The following is a 16,618-nucleotide window of genomic DNA, read 5'->3' on the forward strand; positions in this document are numbered from 1 at the left end:
CACGAGCGTTCGTGCCCAGCGCGCGCCGCCTGGCCGGTCGGCCGTCCTGAGCATCGCCCCTTTGTGTCGAGTTGAATGGTCATTGCGCCCTGATCGCGCGGACCTCGGCTGCACGGTCGTCGACCGGGACCACGGGCAGCTCGCTCGGCTTCGCGGCGGGCAGCGTGCGCAGGTGATCCATGATCGCCTGCCACTCCTTGATCTCGTGGAGCGCGTCTTTGCCCGTCCCGGTGGCGACGCTGGCCTTGTCGGTCGTGCCGGGCGGCGGCAGCAGGTAGGGCGAGTTGCTGTCGCCCGGCGTGTCGAGCGCCTCGACCCTCGATGACAGCGGTTGGCCGGCCTTGTTCTTCGGCGTGAGCGCGAGCTTGCCATTGGTGTACTTCGGGATCGCGACCAGGATGATGCCGAGGTATAGCGGGCAGGTCAGGCTGTAGAGTCTTTCGTCCTTGCCCGTGACGTCGATCGCCCGGTAACCGCGATTGAGGTCGCCCAGCTCGACAGCAGTCACGACGTCGAGCTTCGGACGCGACGGATCGTAGCGGCAGCGCATGCCGGAGCTGCGCGGGAAGTACTCGCCCGGGTGGGCCGGGCTGTCGACGAGAAAGAACTCGAGCATGTTCTTGAGCTCGAGCCCGGTGAACCAGGCCGTCACCAGCGCGCTGCCGGCGGTGGGATCGACCACGCCGGCGCCGAGCGGCGCCACCGAGAACACGTCGTACACCGTCTGCACACCCGATTTGCCGCGCATCAGGCCGGCGCGCATCATGCCGTTGGCGGTGAAGCCGATGTCGGCTTTCGTCGCGTTCCTGAAAGCGTCGGTGACCAGATTGGCCAGGATCGTGCCGCCGGCGATATCGGCGAAGTCGCTGGGCAGATCACGCGGCACCACCGCCAGCGGCTCGTCGATGCTGTAGCCGCGTGACGCGAACACCGCCGCGGTGACCGACTTCTTGAGCTGGTCGATCTCGTCGGCCGTTGCCTTGTCAGCGACGACGGTGTCGTCGACGGCATGCAGCTGGCAGGACTCGACCGCGAGCTTGTCGCCGTCGAGCGAGAGGACGAGCTCGCCGAGGTTTTGGCCCTCCCGGCCGGTCTGGACCACGGGCGTGCGACCGGTGACCAGGATCGGCTCGCGCAGTTCGGTGTGGCTGTGGCCGCCGATCACGATGTCGATGCCGGGGACCGCGGCGGCCAGACGCACGTCGTCGCCGTCGCTGTAGCGGCCGTCCTTGCCCTTCTCGACGCCGCCGTGGCTGAGGGCGATGACGACATCGACTTTCTCCGTCTCGCGCAGGGTCTTAACGACCTCCTTGGCCGTCTCTATCGCGTCGACGAAGGACACCGCGCCGGCGCCGCCCGTGTAGAAGATGGCTTCCTTGCCGAGCACGCCGAACAGACCGAAGCGGATTGCGCCGCGCTCGATCACGAGATAGCGCCTGATCACGCCGTCCTTGGCCAGCCGCTGGAGGTCGACCAGCGTGACATCGTCCTTCGAGAGGTTGGCGTTCGACGCCAATACAGCTGGGATGCGGCCGGCCTGGGCGGCGACGCCGATCGCCTTGCCGAGACCGTCGGGCCCGAGATCGAATTCATGATTGCCGAAAGTGGTGGCGTCATAGCCCATGCGGCCCATGAGCTGCAGCTCGCCGCCGGTCTCGCGGGTGGCGGCGGCGAACGCCGTCCCCATGCTGAAGTCGCCGGCGTCGAGCACCAGTACTGGCCCCTGCGCCTCGCGGGCTGCCTTGCGCCGCGCGATCAGCCCCGCGAGGCGGGCGTAGCCGCCGCGGGTCTTGTCGTCGTTCAGCGTGAATGGCGTGTAATCGGCCGACGGCCCCATGCCGACGAAGGCCGAATGCATGTCGTTGGTGTGCAGGATAGTGAAGGTCTTCTTGCCGTCCGCTGCTGCCGCCCTGTTCGCCGAGAGCGCTAGCAGGGTGCCGACCGCCGCAGTGCCGGCGAGCAGATCGCGCCGTGACAGGCCGTCATGAGGGGCGGCCAATAGCAGTTCGGGCTTGTCGGTCGTCTTCATGGATTGCACCGTGATCAGGCACGCAAGGCGCACTGCTTGGGAAACGTCAGCTGGACCCGGGCGCCGCAGCGACCGACCAGGGAACTGGTCGGTCGCTGCCTCGTGTCGGCTCTGGAAAGGCGCTACGCAGAGTGACGCCGACGACACCTCGCTCTGCGCGGATGAAAACCCTACTTCTGCGGGGCTCCGAGCCCCTGGTTCTCCAGCAGCGTGACGTCGCCCAACTTGGACATGACCTCGTCGAGGTTGAAGCTGGCGGCCTTCTGGCGTTGCGGGAACTCCTTGAAGCTTGCCAGGAACTGGCCGACGTACTCCTGCGCGGGAATCAGCAGGAAGACGTGGTCCATCAACCAGTCGTAGTAGGTGTTCGAGGTGATGTCGGCGCGCTCGTAGGGATCGGTTCGAAGGTTGAAGATCTTGGGAATCCGCAGGCTGACGAATGGCTCCGCCCATAGGCGCAGAGTGCCTGGAACCCGCTGCTCCAGGAACACCATCTTCCAGTTGTCGTAGCGCAACGCCGTCAGTTGCTGGTCATCGTTGAAATACAGGAACGACTTGCGCGGGCTCTTCGGTGCCTGGCCGGTCAGGTAGGGAACGAGATTGTCGCCATCGAGCTGCACCTTGTAGGTCATGTCACCGATCTTGTAGCCTTTGGCGAGCTTGTCTTTCACGTCGGCGTCTCCGCCGATCGCGACGAGCGTCGGCAGCCAGTCGAGATGGGCGACCATTTCGTTGGACACCTGTCCCGGCTTGATTTTGCCTGGCCAGCGCACCATGCCCGGCACCCGGTAGGCGCCTTCCCAGTTCGTGTTCTTCTCGCTGCGGAACGGCGTCATGGCGCCGTCGGGCCATGAGTTCATGTGCGGGCCGTTGTCGGTCGAGTACATGACGAAGGTGTTGTCGGCGATCTTGAGGTCGTCGAGCGCCTTGAGGACCTCGCCGACGTTCTTGTCGTGGTCGATCATCGTATCGTGATACGGGCTCTGGAACTGACCCGCCTGGCCGAGACTCCCGGGCTTGGTATGGGTGCGCAGGTGCATGTGGGTGAAATTCACCCAGACCATCGCGGGCTTCCCGGCCGCGTTCTGCCGCTGGATGAAGTCGACGGCGCGCTTGGCGATGTCGTCGTCGATCGTTTCCATCCGCTTCTTGGTCAGCGGACCGGTGTCCGTACAGACCTGCTTGCCGACCTTGCCGAAGCGCGGGTCGATCGTCGGATCGTCCTTGTCCGACGCCTTGCAGTCCAGCACGCCGCGCGGCCCGAACTTGGCGCGGAACGCCGGGTCCTTGGGATAGTCCGGCAGTTCCGGCTCTTCTTCGGCATTGAGGTGATAGAGGTTGCCGTAGAATTCGTCGAAGCCGTGGACGGTAGGCAGGAACTCGTTGCGGTCTCCGAGATGGTTCTTGCCGAACTGGCCGGTGGCATAGCCTTGCACCTTGAGCAGCTCGGCAATCGTCGGATCTTCCTTGCGCAAACCGAGCGTCGCGCCGGGCAGCCCGACCTTGGTCAGGCCGGTCCGCAGGCCCGCCTGACCGGTGATGAATGAAGCCCGGCCGGCCGTGCAGCTCTGCTCGGCGTAGATGTCGGTGAACATCATGCCTTCGCTTGCGATGCGGTCGATGTTGGGCGTCTGATAGCCCATCAGGCCGCGCGAGTAGGCGCTGACATTGGATTGTCCAATGTCGTCACCCCAGATGATGACAATGTTGGGCTTGGCGGGTTGCTGTGCGCCGGCGGGCGCCACGCCCAGCCAGCCGACGGCCGCCAGCAGGGCGGCCCGGTAAAGGCGGTTGCCGAATTTCATTGTCGTCTCCTCCTGGGATGGCTGGCCGACCTTATCGGCATCCTGAGAGCTCTCCCCATTGACGTGGATCAAGCGAGATATCCTTTGACAGCGCCAAACTAGAAATAGAATATAGTTCTAGTATAACCTGCGCGTCGAGTCACAAATGCCCTCTTCGAGCCTCAAGCCGCCGCAACAAGAACGAAGCCGCAAGGGCGAGAAAGCGCTGCTCCAGGCCGGATTGAAAGGGATCGAAACACGCGGAGTTGCCGGCTTGAACATGGCCGACGTGGCTGCCGAGGCCAAAGCCTCCATCGGCTCTCTTTACTTCCGCTTCGGAGACAAGTCGCAATTCGTCGAAGCAGTGCTCGCCGTTGCGCTGAAGGAATTCCAGGATCGGGGTTTCGCCTTGTGCGAAACGGCTGAACGGGAGAAATGGCCGCAGCGCCGGATACTGGAAGGCTGGGTCGCCGTCGTCGTCACGTCGGTTCGCGAACGACGGAGCCTCGTCAGGGAATTGATCAGCCATATGGCAACGCGGCCTGACGCTTGGAAGCCGATCCATGAACGGCGAAGGCAGCTTGAGGACAGGTTGCTATCCGTCCTTTCCGCCCGCTCCAGCAGCGGCCGTAACCCTGCTCGCGAGATGAGGCTGCGCATCGGCCTGCAGGTCGTGGCCGCCACCGTCATCAATATGGTGGTTGTCGACCCGGGTCCGCTGCGAATAAACGATCCTTCGGCGAAGGATGCGCTTTGCGACCTGCTGTTTTCGTTCATCGGGGCGCCGACGACGAATGCCAAGGGAAAAGCGGCACCGCAACACAAGGCCGTTCGATCCAAGAAAGCTTGAGCGATCCGGAAACTGCGTACAAGTCGAGTCTCCCGGCAGGTCGCAGTTGCGGGTGCAGCCGTTTTCGCATCGGTCTGCTTCGGAGGGATGCCCGCCTCACGCCCTGGCAGCGGCCTTCGCGGCAGAGGGCGCAACCGTTCGGGCGCGCAGCATCAGGAAGGTCGGCACCAGCCCGAGCAAGGTGACGAAGGTCATCGCCCACCAGGCGTGCCGGAAGGCACCGAGATGGTCGGCGACGGAGCCTGTCGGCGTGCCGATGATCGCGATCAGGCCGGCCACGCCGATCGCCATGCCGGTCTGGCGGATCATGTTCACGACCGCCGAACCGGTGGCGAAGGACGAGGGCGGCAGCGTTCCCGCGGCAGCGCCCATCAGGGTCGGCATGGTGAGGCCGACGCCGATGCCGGTGAGGATGATGCCGCCCATCGCCGCGACCAGGTTTGGCGTCACCGTGACGCCGATCGCCCACCAGGCGCAGCCGGCGGCGAAGACAGTCAGGCCGAGCGTGACCACCGGCGCTGTGCCGAAGCGCTTGATCAGTCGGCCGGCGACCAGCAACGCAGTGACCGGCACGAGGAAAGGTCCCGGTGCGATGGCGAGGCCCGCCTGCAAGGGCGACCAGTTCCAGGCGCCTTGCTCCCACAGCACCAGCGCCAGCAGCATCGCGCCGAACGCGGTCGAGAACGGCACCAGGGCCAAAGTGGCGCCGGCGAAGGCGCGCAGGCGGAACAGCGCCGGCTCGATCAGCGGATTGCCGGCGCGCAGGCAATGCACCGTGAAGACTGCGAGCAGGACCACGGCGACGGCGAGGCTCGCGAGGACCCCGGTCGAGTTCCAGCCCCATTCATTGACCTTCACCAGGCCGAAGGTAAGGGCGGCGACGCCGACCGTGACCAGGGCCGCACCCCAGGCATCGGGCCGCGGCACGTCGTGACCCGGCACATGCGGCAGCTTGCGCCAGCCGACGATGAGCGCGGCCACGCCGACCGGCACGTTGACGATGAAGATCCAGCGCCAGCTCAGCTCGAGCAGCAGCCCGCCGGCGACCGGACCGAAGGCGGCGGCAAAGCCGCCGATCGCTGTCCAGGTGCGCACGGCGCCGGCGCGTCGCTCCGGAGGATAGGAGGCGAGCAGCAGGCCGAGGGAGGTCGGCGTCATCAACGCCGCGCCCGCCGCCTGGACCAGCCGGAAGGCGACCAGCGTCCACACTCCGGTGGCGGCGGCGCACGCCGCGGAAGCTGCGGTGAAGAGCGCGATGCCGACCAGGAAGCTGAGGTCCCGGCGATGGCGTTCGACCAGCCGGCCGAAGAACACGAGCAGCGCGGCATAGACGATGGCGTAGCCGCTCAGGATCCACGACATGTCGTCAAGCGCGGGATCGCCGAAGTCCTGGCGGATGTTCGGCAGCGCGACATTCACGATGAACAGGTCGAGATTGGCCATGATGAGACCGGCGCTGACGATCGCCAGCACCTGGCCGGGCGTCGTCCCGGCGTTGCGGATGGGGATCTGGTCGGCGGTCGTGTATGAAGCGCTCACGCTGGGGACTCCTTATCGACGCTGCAGAACGGCCTGCACGATGCCGACCCGGCCCTCGCGCAGGGTCGCTCATGCGGGACCTTCGGGACGAACGTTGCGGGAGAACGAGTCGGCGGCTAATTTAAGGGCATATAAGCCTATTGGCCATGCGATGTTTGCTCGTGATCCGATTAGGGATGCTCATGAACCCGATCTGCAATTGCCTTTCCCTGCGCCAGGCGACCCGCCGGGTGACGCAGCTCTACGACCGGGCGCTGGCGCCGCTTGACCTTCGGGCGACGCAGCTTTCGATATTGCGCGTGATCGACCAGCTCGGGACGACCGCCCTCAATCCACTGGCCGAGGCGATGGTGATGGACCGTGCAACGCTCGGCCACAATGTGCGGCCGCTGCAGGCGCGGGGGTTGGTGCGTCTCGCGGTGGGCAAGGATCGGCGCAGCCGCGAAGTGTCGTTGACCAGGAAGGGGCGCGAGACCCTGGCCGAAGGCTGGACGCTCTGGCACCGGGCCCAGAACGCCTTCGAACGGGAGCTCGGGCCGGACACCGCCGCGACGCTGCGCGGCCTCCTGCACCGTGTTTCCGCGACGGAGTTCGCGCTCGAGCGGTGAGCTTATCGGAGCGCGCCACTTCAGTGGCGCGCTCCGATGACGTCCTGCACCACGCTACGCAGGGCCGCGAGCGCGGCCGGCATGTCCGCCTCGCGCGTGCCGGCGTAACCCAGGATCAGGCCGTGCCGCTTTGCGCGGCCGGAGTAGCAGGCCGACAAGGGCGAGACGCTTACGCCCTGTCTTGCGGCCGCCAATGCAAGCGCATGATCGTCGAAGGTCGGGGCGATTGCAGGTGTCGGCCGGGCGATGACATGCATGCCGCCGAGATCGGGTGACATCTCGAGCAGTCCCCTCAAGGAACGGTCCGCGGCGGCGAGCAGGGCCTCTTGCCGCCGCGCATAGAGCAATCTGGTGCGCCGGAGGTGTGCAGCGAGATGGCCGTCGGCGATGAAGCGCGCGAGGGCGCCTTGCCCCAGCAGGGACGCGCGCGCCGAGGTGCCCGCCATGATCTGTTCGGCCGCTCGGGCGAGCGACGCGGGCAGCACGATGTAGCTGAGCCGCAGGGCCGGGAAGAGGAGCTTGGAGAAGCTGCCGAGATAGGCCACGCGGCCCGTGCGATCGAGCGCGCGCAGAGGAGCGAGCGGCCGGCCGGCATAGCGGTACTCGCCATCGAAATCGTCCTCCGCGATCCAGCTTCCGGTGCGTTCCGCCCAGCTCAGGAGCTCGAGCCGGCGTTGCAGGCTCAGCACCGTGCCGAGCGGGAACTGATGCGACGGCGCCACGACGGCGAGCCGTGCCTTCGGCGCTCGCTTCAATGCCGCCGCCACGGAGAAACCCTGCGCGTCGATCGGCACGGGCACCGCCTCGACCTCGGCCATCGCCATCGCCTCGCGCGTGCCGATGAAGCCCGGTTCCTCGATCCATGCCTCCTGTCCCGCATCGAGGGTCAGGCGCGCGAACAGGGAGAGGCTCTGGCGCATGCCCGAGGTCACGACGACGGAGCCGCTCTCGCAACCGAAACCGCGCGCCATGCCAAGATAGGCCGCGATCGCCTCGCGCAGGTCGGGATGGCCGAACGGATGCAGCGCGCCCGCGATCGCCCACGCCGGCTTGCGCCATTCGCGCTCGAGCAGCTTGGCCCACTGCGCGAACGGAAACGCAGCGCGGTCGGGTTGGCCGGTCGGAAAGGCGATGGGAGAGCTGTCGAATGTCTCCTCGATGGTTTGCGGGGCGAGGGCGGCGGCGGTGCGGCGTGACAGAACGGGTGCGGCCGGAGTAGAGGGCGTGCGCGGAGCCACCTTGGGCCAGACCAGCATCTCGTCGGGCAGATTGGCCGCGGCCGACAGGCCCGAACCCGCGTGCGCCACCACGTAGCCTTCGGCCACGAGCTGGTCCATCGCCTGCAGGACTGTACCGCGCGCGCAGCCTAGCTCCGTCGCCATCTGCCGTGACGACGGCAGTTTCAGGCCCGGCGCGAGGCGGCGTTCCAGGATGGCGCGCCGGATCTGCTCACCGATCTGCCGGTGCAGCGGCACGTCCGAGGCGGGATCGATGGCCAAGCCGATCGGGGCGGTCTTGCGCGGCATAACTGGTACAGGCTGTTTTCGGGAAAGTGGCCCTTTCGTATAGACCATGCTGCAATCATGGTCTGCGCCGAAATCGCAGGAGTTTTTCTTTGAGCACCACGACTACCGAGAACACCGCCGAAGCGTTCGGCGTCACCAACGTCAACAAGGTGAAGCGCGTCCACGAACGCGGCCGCTACGACAAGAAGACGGTCTACGAGATTCTCGATGCCGCCCTGGTGTGCCACATCGCCTATGTGATCGATGGCCGGCCGTACTGCACGCCGACCAGCTTCTGGCGCGAAGGCGACCATCTTTACTGGCACGGCTCGTCGGCGAGCCGGATGATCCGCATGCAGAAGGAAGGCCTCCCGGTCTGCCTCACCGTCACGCATCTCGACGCGCTGGTGATGGCGCGATCGGGCTTCCATCATTCGGTGAACTATCGCGCGGTGATGGCGTTCGGCACGGCGCACTTCATCGAGGATCCGGCCGAGAAGCTGAAGCTGATGGACCGCTTCATCGACCGCATCTATCCTGGCCGTTCCAGGCTGATCCGCCAGCCAAATCCGCAGGAGTTCAAGGCCACGACCATGATGGGCATGGAGATCGAGCATGCCTCGGGCAAGATCCGCGACAAGCACGTGGCCGACGAGGAGGAGGATTACGAGGGCGTGCGCGCCTGGTCGTCACTCTATCCCGTGACCCAGGTGATCGGCGCGCCGTCGGCTTGCGCCCGGCAGATTCCGGGCCTCCAGCGTCCCGACGAAATGGCCGACTTCGAACCCGGCGCGCGGCTCGACGAGGTGATGACCAAGACGTATCGCCGGACCTTCGGCCAGTAGGCCGACGGATAGGGGCGCCGCCTTGCCGCTCCATCGCCGTTCGTCTTCTACGGCGCGGATGTCCTGCAGGACGCAATGGCGGTCGAGCAGCCTGGCGGGCCGGGCAAGTCGAGGTGCCGCACTGGGACCCTGCCGGTCGTGCCCGGCTGGAACCAGATGGTCCGTCTTATCCCAAGGCGCAGCCAGGGAACTGATGCCTGCTTTCGGCAAGCTGACTGTTGCATGACATTCATGCCAAGGACGCCAACAATTTTCTGATTGTATCCGGCGCATCGTTCTATGCATGGACGCGTTGCGTGATATCGTGACCTCGAACAGGGAGGGCGTGTCATGAAGTCAATTCTGACAATGGCCTGGACGGCGGAAGATCCATCCGCATTCGATCTGGCGGCCAAGCTGGCGCGCGAGTTCGGGGCGAGGCTCGTGGGATTGGAGCCGCCGTCCTATGGCGTGATGAGCATGGCCTGGGCGGACGCCGGCATGGGTGCGCCGATCGGCGGCGGCCTTGCGGAGGATGCCGAGGAGCGCCAGCGCGTTGCCGCGGTGAAGCAGGCCTTCGATACGCGTGCGGCCGGCCTCATCTCCGAGTGGCGGTCGGCGGACGACAGCGGACCGACGGCGATCGGCATCATCGGCCGGGCCTACGACCTGATCGTGATGCCGCAGCCCGGCGCCTTGCCCAAGATGCCCGAGAGCGTGTTCGAGACGGCGCTTTTCGACTCGGGCCGGCCGGTGCTGGTGGTGCCGGCGGGCTTCTCCGGCCTGGTCGGCAAGCGCGTGCTGTTCGCCTGGAACGGCTCGACCGAAAGTGCGCGGGCGATCTCGCTCGCCATGCCGATGCTGAGCCGGGCCGAGTCGATCGACGTATTGAGCGTCGACGGCGCGATGGTGCCGGGGCCGACATCCGGCGAGATCGCCGAATCGCTGCGCAGTCACGGCCTCAACGTGACCAGCCAGCACGTCAAGCCGGGTACTCGCACGGCCGGCCAGACCATCGTCGACACCGCGATCGCCGGCAGCTGCGACCTCATCGTCAAGGGCGCGTATACCCAGAGTAGATTGCGCCAGATGATCTTCGGCGGCATGACGCGGCACCTGATCCTGAACTCACCGCTTCCGGTCCTGTTCTCCTACTAGCGCAAGGTCCGATCGGACAGCTTCATCGGATCGCGCGCATCAAGCGCGGTCCGATGATCTCGATCTTGCTGCGCCTCGAACCGACAAGGTATGGTTACCTTGACGCCTCGATCCGGATGCGCGGCTCGGGGATACGGCCATCGGCCGAGAGCAGGATCGCCACCGGCCGCGTCGTCTCGAAATGCGCCAGCACGATCAGCAGCACGACCATGATCGGCACGCAGAGGAACATGCCGACCACACCCCAGATCGTGCCCCACACCATGAGGGAAACAATCACGACCAGCGGCGAAAGGTTCAGTGAGCGCCCCATGATGGCGGGCTCGATCACGTTGGCCATCACGACCTGGATCGGTCCGAACACCAGCAGCACGATCAGGAACGGGGTGAGGTGGTCGAACTGCACCAGGGTAAGCAGCGCCGGTGCCACGATCGCCAGGATCGAGCCGACGGTCGGGATATAGTAGAAGAAGAAGACCATGACCGCCCAGAAGCCGGCGAAGTCGACGCCGACCCACGCCATCACCGTGTAGGCGATGGCCGAGGTGGCGACCGCAAGCGTCGTCTTGATGCGAAGATAGACCCGGATGTCGCGGTCGATCTGCTCGAGCACCGAGCGCAGCCGCGCCTGGTGTGCCCGCCCGGCGAAGATGATGGAAAGCTTGCGGCGGAACTTGACCTGCTCGACGAAGAAGAAGCCGGCATAGATCAGCACGATGCCTGCTACACTCACCACCGACGCCGCAGCGGTCGCGACACCGCTCAGCGTGTCGGCCAGGCTGATGCGGTCGAAGAGCTGGCTGAGCGTCGGCGCCTGCTCGACCCCGACGAGGTCCGCCGCGCGGTCGATCAGCTTCTGCAGGCGGCCTTCGTAGGCGGGCGCGGCGGCGGCGACGGCGGAGATGTTGCGGCCGATGGTGCGGCCGACGATCCAGACCAGCCCGCCCATCGCGAGGATGGCGGCGACCAGCGCGACCGGCCGCGGCAGGTGCAGGCCGCCGAGCCGGGGCTGCTCGAAGGCGTCGGCCAGCGAATCGACCATGTACCAGAGCGCGAGGCCCAGCACCAAAGGCAGCAGCAGCCCGCGCCCGGCCACGAGCAGGTACACGGTTGCCGCGATGACGACGGCCCACAGGGCGGCGCGCTGCAAGGTCATGACGCCACTATAGCCGAGGGCGGCAGGAGCTGAAGGTTGTGCAGCTCGACGTGCGACGATCGGATCGCCTCGGCTGCCATCCTCCAGACCCGTCCGACGAGGAAGCCCGCGAACAGCGCGCCGCCGATCGCCGGATCGTATCGCGCGGGTGCCGGCGGATAGCCGAGCGTCGGCGCGACGCCCAGCTTCCACAGCATGACCGGCCAGTTGCCCGTTTCGCGAATCGCCTCCCGGACGCAGGCGGCCGCGATGCCGAGATCGAGCACTGCCGGGAGATTGAAGTTGAGTGACATCTCGAACTGGAAGTGATTCGCGATACCGCGTTCCGGCTCAGTCACGGCCGAAATCGTCGCGAGCGAGGATGCGCCTGCCTGCTTCGATGTCACTCACGCTGATCATCGGATAGCCTACCCCCATGTCGGCGCTGGCGCGCCAGGCATCGACGATCATGTCGCGCAGCACCGAGGCCGAATCGGCCAGCCGTGCGGTGACGAAGGCGATGCCCGCCTCGTTGCCGTCGATGAAGGCGCCTTTCAGGTCAAGCTCGTAAAGCGGCACGACGGCGGCATGGCTCGCCTCAATAAGCATCCGTGCGCGGTCCTGGATCGAGCAGGTGCAGGCGCGATAGGGAGCGGCGACGTTTTTCACCTGCTCGCGCTGGACATTGGCGCGCACGAAGGCGCCTTCGAAATGAGCGTGCAGGCCGCGTTTGGTGGAGAAGCCGCGCGGATTGTCGAACGGCCCCCAGCCGTCGAAGTGGATCGAGACATGCATCGGCTGGCTGGCGTCGCCGACGTAGTGGCTCCACACCCCGAGATCGCGGATCACCAGTCGTTCGCGCCTGACGCGGTCGGCGTCGAACCACACGCGGTCGGCCGGATCGAGCGCGGTGCGGGCACCGACCGAGGCGGCGCGCCAGTACGCGAAGTCCTTCACGAGCTGCTGCCAGCCGTCGACGATGGCGAGCGGCAGATAACCCGCGCTGTACTGCGTGGCCTTGCCGCCGGCGCGCAGCGCGCTGTCATAGGCTTCGCGCGTGACGGGCAGCGCGTCGAGCGCCAGCAGGCCCGCCACCAGGCCGGCGTCGTCGAGGGCGACGAAGTGGCCCGCGTCGCGCTCCTTGTCGTGCGGATCGCCGGAGCCCTTCGACCGGTCGAGCTCGCGGCCGAACACGGCGATGTCGGCGATCGCCTCCGGCGTGCGGACGAACGCCGGCAGCTCCTCGGGCAGAAGCTCGGCGCCGATGCCGCTTACGAACTCATGGCCGGTCGCACCCCAGGCGAGGGCCGCGCCGAGCGGCGCGACGGCGACTGGCAGCGCAAGGAGGAGAGCGGCAGCAGTGGAAAGGAAGTGTCTGGGCAGAAGAGCGTTCGGGCGTTTGAGCATTCCGGTACTCTAATGCGGCGATTTATGAAGAATAATTACATTTCATGATACCCAGGTTTATATAGTCATTTTTCATGGGATATCATTGTATTTAGGGACAATGGGCATTCTGGTATATTTTTCGGATCGGGGTATTCCTTTTCATGAGGTCGTTCAGGAACCATCGATTTTCAGGAGCGGTCACGGTATTTCAGGAGTAGCGCCTGCCGGAATGGGCCACTCCTGCCGGCTATGCGGCACTCATAGAAGCCTATGCTCCGCGCGTTCCCTTGCCTCGGACCCTATCTGCCATCGGCGAGCGCGCCACAGGATCGTCGAGCGGCAGGCTTGGCGTATCCTGGCCCCAGGGCACACTCCGGCTGCTGCCCTCGCAAGGTACCGGCCGATCTCCTGGCCCGCACGGCTGCCTTCCTGCTGCGCAAGGGATGGAGGAGCATCGCAAGGCGCTCGAAAGCTATTCCAGTCGCCTGCTCCCTGTTGTCGAATGGACGGCAACAAGCGACGGCAATGTTCGGGTCCTGAACGATACGGCGGATTTCTATCGGTTCTTCGATGCAACGCCGCAGTCGGAGTTCCTGTACGCCTCTGTCCGTCAGACCATCGAGCGGGACTTGCCGCAGGAAACACGCTTCCTGCGATCCTTCGACCCCTTCCGGGTAGGCATCGAGGCGCTGGTCGAGATGCCGGAGCGCACGCTCGACACTCTTTTCGGTTTCTGCGGCAGAATGCCGGTCGCCTCTCCAAGCGCCTCAAGTTCTACAAGAAGCTGATGGCCGTGCTGCCGGTCGACGTGGACGACGCCTCGAACAACAAATTCCTGGTTTCGGGCCAGGCCGCCTTCATCACGAACCCGCCGAGTGCGTGGGCGGTGGCCAAGCGCGACGCGCCCAAGGTCGCCGAGCAGCTCTGGACGCACGGCCTCGGGCGGCTACGACCTGCCGTCGTTCGAGAAGCTCACGACCTTCAAGACCTGGGCCGAGGAGGGCCGCCCAACGGCACGCTCTACCCCCACCCCAACCCCTACAATCACCAGCTCCTGTCGGTCGCCGGCGCGCCCGCGCTGCACGCCATCGCCGAGCGCATCTACACCCAGGCGACGCAGACCCAGATGGTCGTCCACTACTTAAATGGCGAGCCGCTGGAGAAGACACTCGCCTGGGCAGAGAGCGAGCTCGAAGGCTTCATGCGCAACTGGCGATCTTATTCCTGCCCCCACTTTGGGAAGGAATGTGAGTCGGGACACTCGGCACACGTGCTCCAGCATCAGCCGCTGGGTGCCTGGGTGTCCAGCCACCTGCGCGCGAGGTGCAGCTCGCGGAAGATCTTGAGCGGACGCATGGCTTCGGCCAGCGCGGCGAACAGGTGGGCACGTTCATAGCTATCGGGAGTCGTGGCCACGATCGCCAGCGGACCCAGGTCGCTCACGGTGGCATAGGCGCGGATGCGCGCGCCGAGCGCCATCATGTCGTCGTCGGGAAGATTGGCCGTAGCCTGCGTCATGTCGAATATCTTGCGATAGGTCAGCGTGTCGGCGACCACGACGGCATCGAGATAGGCCTCGATGTTCTGGCGCGTGATCGCGCCCTTGCACACGGCAACCACGAGTCTTGTGGGATGGGAGATGGTCCATTGGATCGGCATCGGGTGCTGCAACTATGCCAGAGGCCAAGGGAACGACAAGGGTGGTGCTTGCGGAATGTCCGTCCAGAGTCGCGCTTGATCGGCCTTCGGGCCTTATCTAAGTTGCAGATAGAGCGAAGGCGATGGCGTCCGGTCAAGAGACCCCACGCGCTCCGGGATGGGAGGAAAGATGGGGGCGAGTTCCCAGCGGGCCGGCAGAGGCTGGCGCTGAATGGCCGATGGTTCAGGTGTCGACGCGCAACCCATATTGTTGCGTAAGGCCGACAAGGCGTTGTCCCATGCGGAGGACGGCCTCAATCTGATCGCGGCAGCGGCCGTCTTCTTCCTGATGTTCGTCGGCGTGGCGCAGATCGTCGGCCGCACGATCTTCGACTTCGCGATCTACGGTTATATCGACTGGATCGAGCAGGCCTCCTCGCTGTTCGCCTTTCTCGGCATCGCCTATGCCCAGCGGCTCGGCAGCCATATCGGCATGGACCTGACCATGGGCTGGCGTCCAGCCTCGCGCTGGAAGATCGAGCTGTTTGGCGTGCTCGTGACCATCGTCATCATCAGCGTGTTGGTCTACGCAAGCTTCACCAACTTCCTGCGCGCCTACCAGATCGGCGACTCGTCCATGGATATCCAGCTGCCGACCTGGCCCGCCAAGTTCATGGTGCCGCTGGCGCTCAGCGTGCTGTGGCTTCGCCTCATTCTGCAGATTTGCGGCTACTTGCGGATGATCGCCTATCCGGATGCCGAGCCCATCGCAGTGCCCAAGCTGGTCACGATCGAGACGCAGGTGAAGGACGAGATCGCCGAGGCCCTGGGCCGTGAGGATGCACGATGATAGAACTCAGCCCGATGACGATCGGCGGCCTCGGTGTGGTTGCGCTGCTGGTTCTCTGCTTCGCGGGCATCCGCTTCGCCTTTGCCGGCGCGCTGGTCGGCACCGCGGGCCTGACCATGATGCTGGGCTGGGATGCGGGGATTCGTACCGCCGGCATCGCGCCCTACACGGCCGGCGCCAACTACACGCTCTCCGTGCTGCCGATGTTCATCCTGATCGGCTATCTCGCGTATTACGCCGGCATCACCCAGACCGCGTTCGAGGCGGCGCGACGCTGGTTCGGCTGGCTGCCCGGCGGCCTCGCCACCGGCACGGTGTTCGCGGTCGCGGGCTTCTCGGCGGTGTCGGGCGCGAGCAGCGCGGCGGCGGCGGTGTTCGCCAAGGTCGCGATCCCGGAGATGCTGCGCGCGAAGTACGACAAGCGCCTCGCGGCCGGCGTCTGCGCGGCCGGCGCCACGCTCGATTCGCTGATCCCGCCCAGCACCCTGCTGGTCGTCTACGGGATCATCACCGAGCAGTCGATCGGCAAGCTGCTGATCGCGGGGTTCGTGCCCGGCCTCGTGTCGGCGCTGGTCTACGCGATGATCATCACCTATCGCTGCTGGCGGAACCCGGAGCTCGGACCGCGCATCACCGGCTACACGTGGCCGCAGCGCTTCCGGTCGCTGCCCGGCACGACGCCGATCTTCCTTGTGATCCTGATCATTTTCCTCAGCATGTATTTCGGTTGGGCGACGCCGACCGAGGCGGGTGCTCTGGGCGCCTTCTCGGTGTTCGTCTTCGCCCTCAAGAACGGCATCAACCGCAGCGAGCTGCGCCAGTGCTTGCTCGATTCGGCGCGCCTGACCGTAATGATCTTCACGGTGATTTGGGGCGTCCTGATCTTCGTGCGTTTCCTCGGCTACTCCGGCATGCCGGAGGAGGTTTCGAAGTGGGTCACCAGCCTCGATGTGGCGCCGGTGCTGGTGCTGCTGGCGATCTACCTGCTGTATTTCGTCCTCGGCACGGTGCTCGAGGGTATCGGCATGTTCCTGCTCACCCTGCCGGTGATCTTCCCGGTGATCGTCGCGCTGGGCTATGACCCGATCTGGTTCGGCATCGTGCTGGTCAAGCTCAGCGGCATTGCCTCGCTCTCGCCGCCGGTCGGGCTGGTCGTGTTCGTGGTCAACGGCGTGCGGCCCGATATTTCCGTGCGCGACATCTTCAAGGGCATCTGGCCTTTCATCTTCGCCGATATCATCACGCTGGGCGTGCTGACGGCGTTTCCCGAAATCGTCACCTTCATCGTCGAGATCTCGGATTAACAGGG

At 65.7% G+C, this 16,618-nt stretch carries 15 protein-coding genes and 1 pseudogene; 8 read left to right on the forward strand and 8 right to left on the reverse strand.

The window, feature by feature from the left end:
• Positions 1-79: 79 nt before the first annotated feature.
• Together ACQY8M_RS15045 and ACQY8M_RS15050 are read right to left on the reverse strand one after the other, a co-directional pair.
• Entirely contained in the window at positions 80-2,029 is a 1,950-nt protein-coding gene (locus ACQY8M_RS15045; protein ID WP_428673534.1) for a bifunctional metallophosphatase/5'-nucleotidase, read from the reverse strand.
• Positions 2,030-2,199: 170 nt separating this feature from the next.
• Positions 2,200-3,834, reverse strand: a complete 1,635-nt coding sequence (locus ACQY8M_RS15050) for an arylsulfatase (protein ID WP_428673537.1) — start codon at positions 3,832-3,834, stop codon at positions 2,200-2,202.
• Between the two features lie 145 nt (positions 3,835-3,979).
• On the opposite strand from ACQY8M_RS15050, the gene ACQY8M_RS15055 reads away from it, so the two are divergent.
• On the forward strand, positions 3,980-4,663 hold the full coding sequence (locus tag ACQY8M_RS15055) for a TetR/AcrR family transcriptional regulator (RefSeq protein ID WP_428673540.1): 684 nt from the start codon (positions 3,980-3,982) through the stop codon (positions 4,661-4,663).
• A 96-nt stretch (positions 4,664-4,759) separates the two neighbouring features.
• Here the strand turns inward: ACQY8M_RS15055 and ACQY8M_RS15060 are convergent, their stop codons facing one another.
• Positions 4,760-6,202, reverse strand: a complete 1,443-nt coding sequence (locus ACQY8M_RS15060; RefSeq protein ID WP_428673543.1) for an MFS transporter — start codon at positions 6,200-6,202, stop codon at positions 4,760-4,762.
• Positions 6,203-6,384: 182 nt separating this feature from the next.
• On the opposite strand from ACQY8M_RS15060, the gene ACQY8M_RS15065 reads away from it, so the two are divergent.
• Positions 6,385-6,810 carry a MarR family winged helix-turn-helix transcriptional regulator gene (locus tag ACQY8M_RS15065; RefSeq protein ID WP_428673546.1) on the forward strand — a complete coding sequence of 142 codons (426 nt, stop codon included), beginning with the start codon at positions 6,385-6,387 and terminating at the stop codon, positions 6,808-6,810.
• Between the two features lie 20 nt (positions 6,811-6,830).
• Here the strand turns inward: ACQY8M_RS15065 and ACQY8M_RS15070 are convergent, their stop codons facing one another.
• On the reverse strand, positions 6,831-8,336 hold the full coding sequence (locus ACQY8M_RS15070; protein ID WP_428673549.1) for a PLP-dependent aminotransferase family protein: 1,506 nt from the start codon (positions 8,334-8,336) through the stop codon (positions 6,831-6,833).
• 89 nt (positions 8,337-8,425) lie between these two features.
• Between ACQY8M_RS15070 and ACQY8M_RS15075 the strand changes: the two genes are divergently transcribed.
• Both ACQY8M_RS15075 and ACQY8M_RS15080 read left to right on the forward strand, forming a co-directional pair.
• On the forward strand, positions 8,426-9,160 hold the full coding sequence (locus ACQY8M_RS15075) for a pyridoxamine 5'-phosphate oxidase family protein (protein WP_428673552.1): 735 nt from the start codon (positions 8,426-8,428) through the stop codon (positions 9,158-9,160).
• A 330-nt stretch (positions 9,161-9,490) separates the two neighbouring features.
• Positions 9,491-10,297 (forward strand): universal stress protein, encoded by an 807-nt coding sequence (locus tag ACQY8M_RS15080; RefSeq protein ID WP_428673555.1) that lies wholly within the window; start codon positions 9,491-9,493, stop codon positions 10,295-10,297.
• 94 nt (positions 10,298-10,391) lie between these two features.
• Here ACQY8M_RS15080 and ACQY8M_RS15085 read toward each other — a convergent pair whose 3' ends face one another.
• From ACQY8M_RS15085 to ACQY8M_RS15095, 3 genes are read right to left on the reverse strand one after another with little or no spacing between them, the layout of a single operon-like run.
• Complete coding sequence (locus tag ACQY8M_RS15085) at positions 10,392-11,453, reverse strand: AI-2E family transporter (RefSeq protein WP_428673557.1); 1,062 nt, start codon at positions 11,451-11,453, stop codon at positions 10,392-10,394.
• On the reverse strand, positions 11,450-11,791 hold the full coding sequence (locus tag ACQY8M_RS15090) for a hypothetical protein (protein WP_428673559.1): 342 nt from the start codon (positions 11,789-11,791) through the stop codon (positions 11,450-11,452). The genes ACQY8M_RS15085 and ACQY8M_RS15090 overlap by 4 nt, the downstream gene beginning before the upstream one ends.
• A complete protein-coding gene (locus ACQY8M_RS15095) occupies positions 11,784-12,839 on the reverse strand; it encodes a hypothetical protein (RefSeq protein ID WP_428673561.1) in 1,056 nt (351 codons plus the stop codon). Before ACQY8M_RS15095 ends, ACQY8M_RS15090 begins: the two co-directional genes overlap by 8 nt.
• A gap of 425 nt (positions 12,840-13,264) precedes the next feature.
• Here ACQY8M_RS15095 and ACQY8M_RS15100 point away from each other — a divergent pair, with 425 nt between their 5' ends.
• The gene (locus ACQY8M_RS15100) at positions 13,265-13,609 is read left to right on the forward strand and encodes a hypothetical protein (protein ID WP_428675632.1); all 345 of its coding nucleotides are present in this window, start codon (positions 13,265-13,267) and stop codon (positions 13,607-13,609) included.
• Positions 13,573-14,031 (forward strand): annotated as a pseudogene (locus tag ACQY8M_RS15105) (ABC transporter substrate-binding protein); the annotation flags it as partial. The gene ACQY8M_RS15100 and the pseudogene ACQY8M_RS15105, both read left to right, overlap by 37 nt.
• 71 nt (positions 14,032-14,102) lie before the next feature.
• Here ACQY8M_RS15105 and ACQY8M_RS15110 read toward each other — a convergent pair.
• On the reverse strand, positions 14,103-14,480 hold the full coding sequence (locus ACQY8M_RS15110; protein WP_428673563.1) for a hypothetical protein: 378 nt from the start codon (positions 14,478-14,480) through the stop codon (positions 14,103-14,105).
• 211 nt (positions 14,481-14,691) lie between these two features.
• Between ACQY8M_RS15110 and ACQY8M_RS15115 the strand changes: the two genes are divergently transcribed.
• Together ACQY8M_RS15115 and ACQY8M_RS15120 are read left to right on the forward strand one after the other, a co-directional pair.
• A complete protein-coding gene (locus tag ACQY8M_RS15115; RefSeq protein WP_428673565.1) occupies positions 14,692-15,309 on the forward strand; it encodes a TRAP transporter small permease subunit in 618 nt (205 codons plus the stop codon).
• Positions 15,306-16,613, forward strand: coding sequence for a TRAP transporter large permease (locus ACQY8M_RS15120; protein ID WP_428673567.1), 1,308 nt, complete (start codon positions 15,306-15,308; stop codon positions 16,611-16,613). The genes ACQY8M_RS15115 and ACQY8M_RS15120 overlap by 4 nt, the downstream gene beginning before the upstream one ends.
• Positions 16,614-16,618 lie beyond the last annotated feature (5 nt).

The sequence above is a fragment of the Reyranella sp. genome (assembly GCF_965279465.1).
Taxonomy (GTDB): domain Bacteria; phylum Pseudomonadota; class Alphaproteobacteria; order Reyranellales; family Reyranellaceae; genus Reyranella.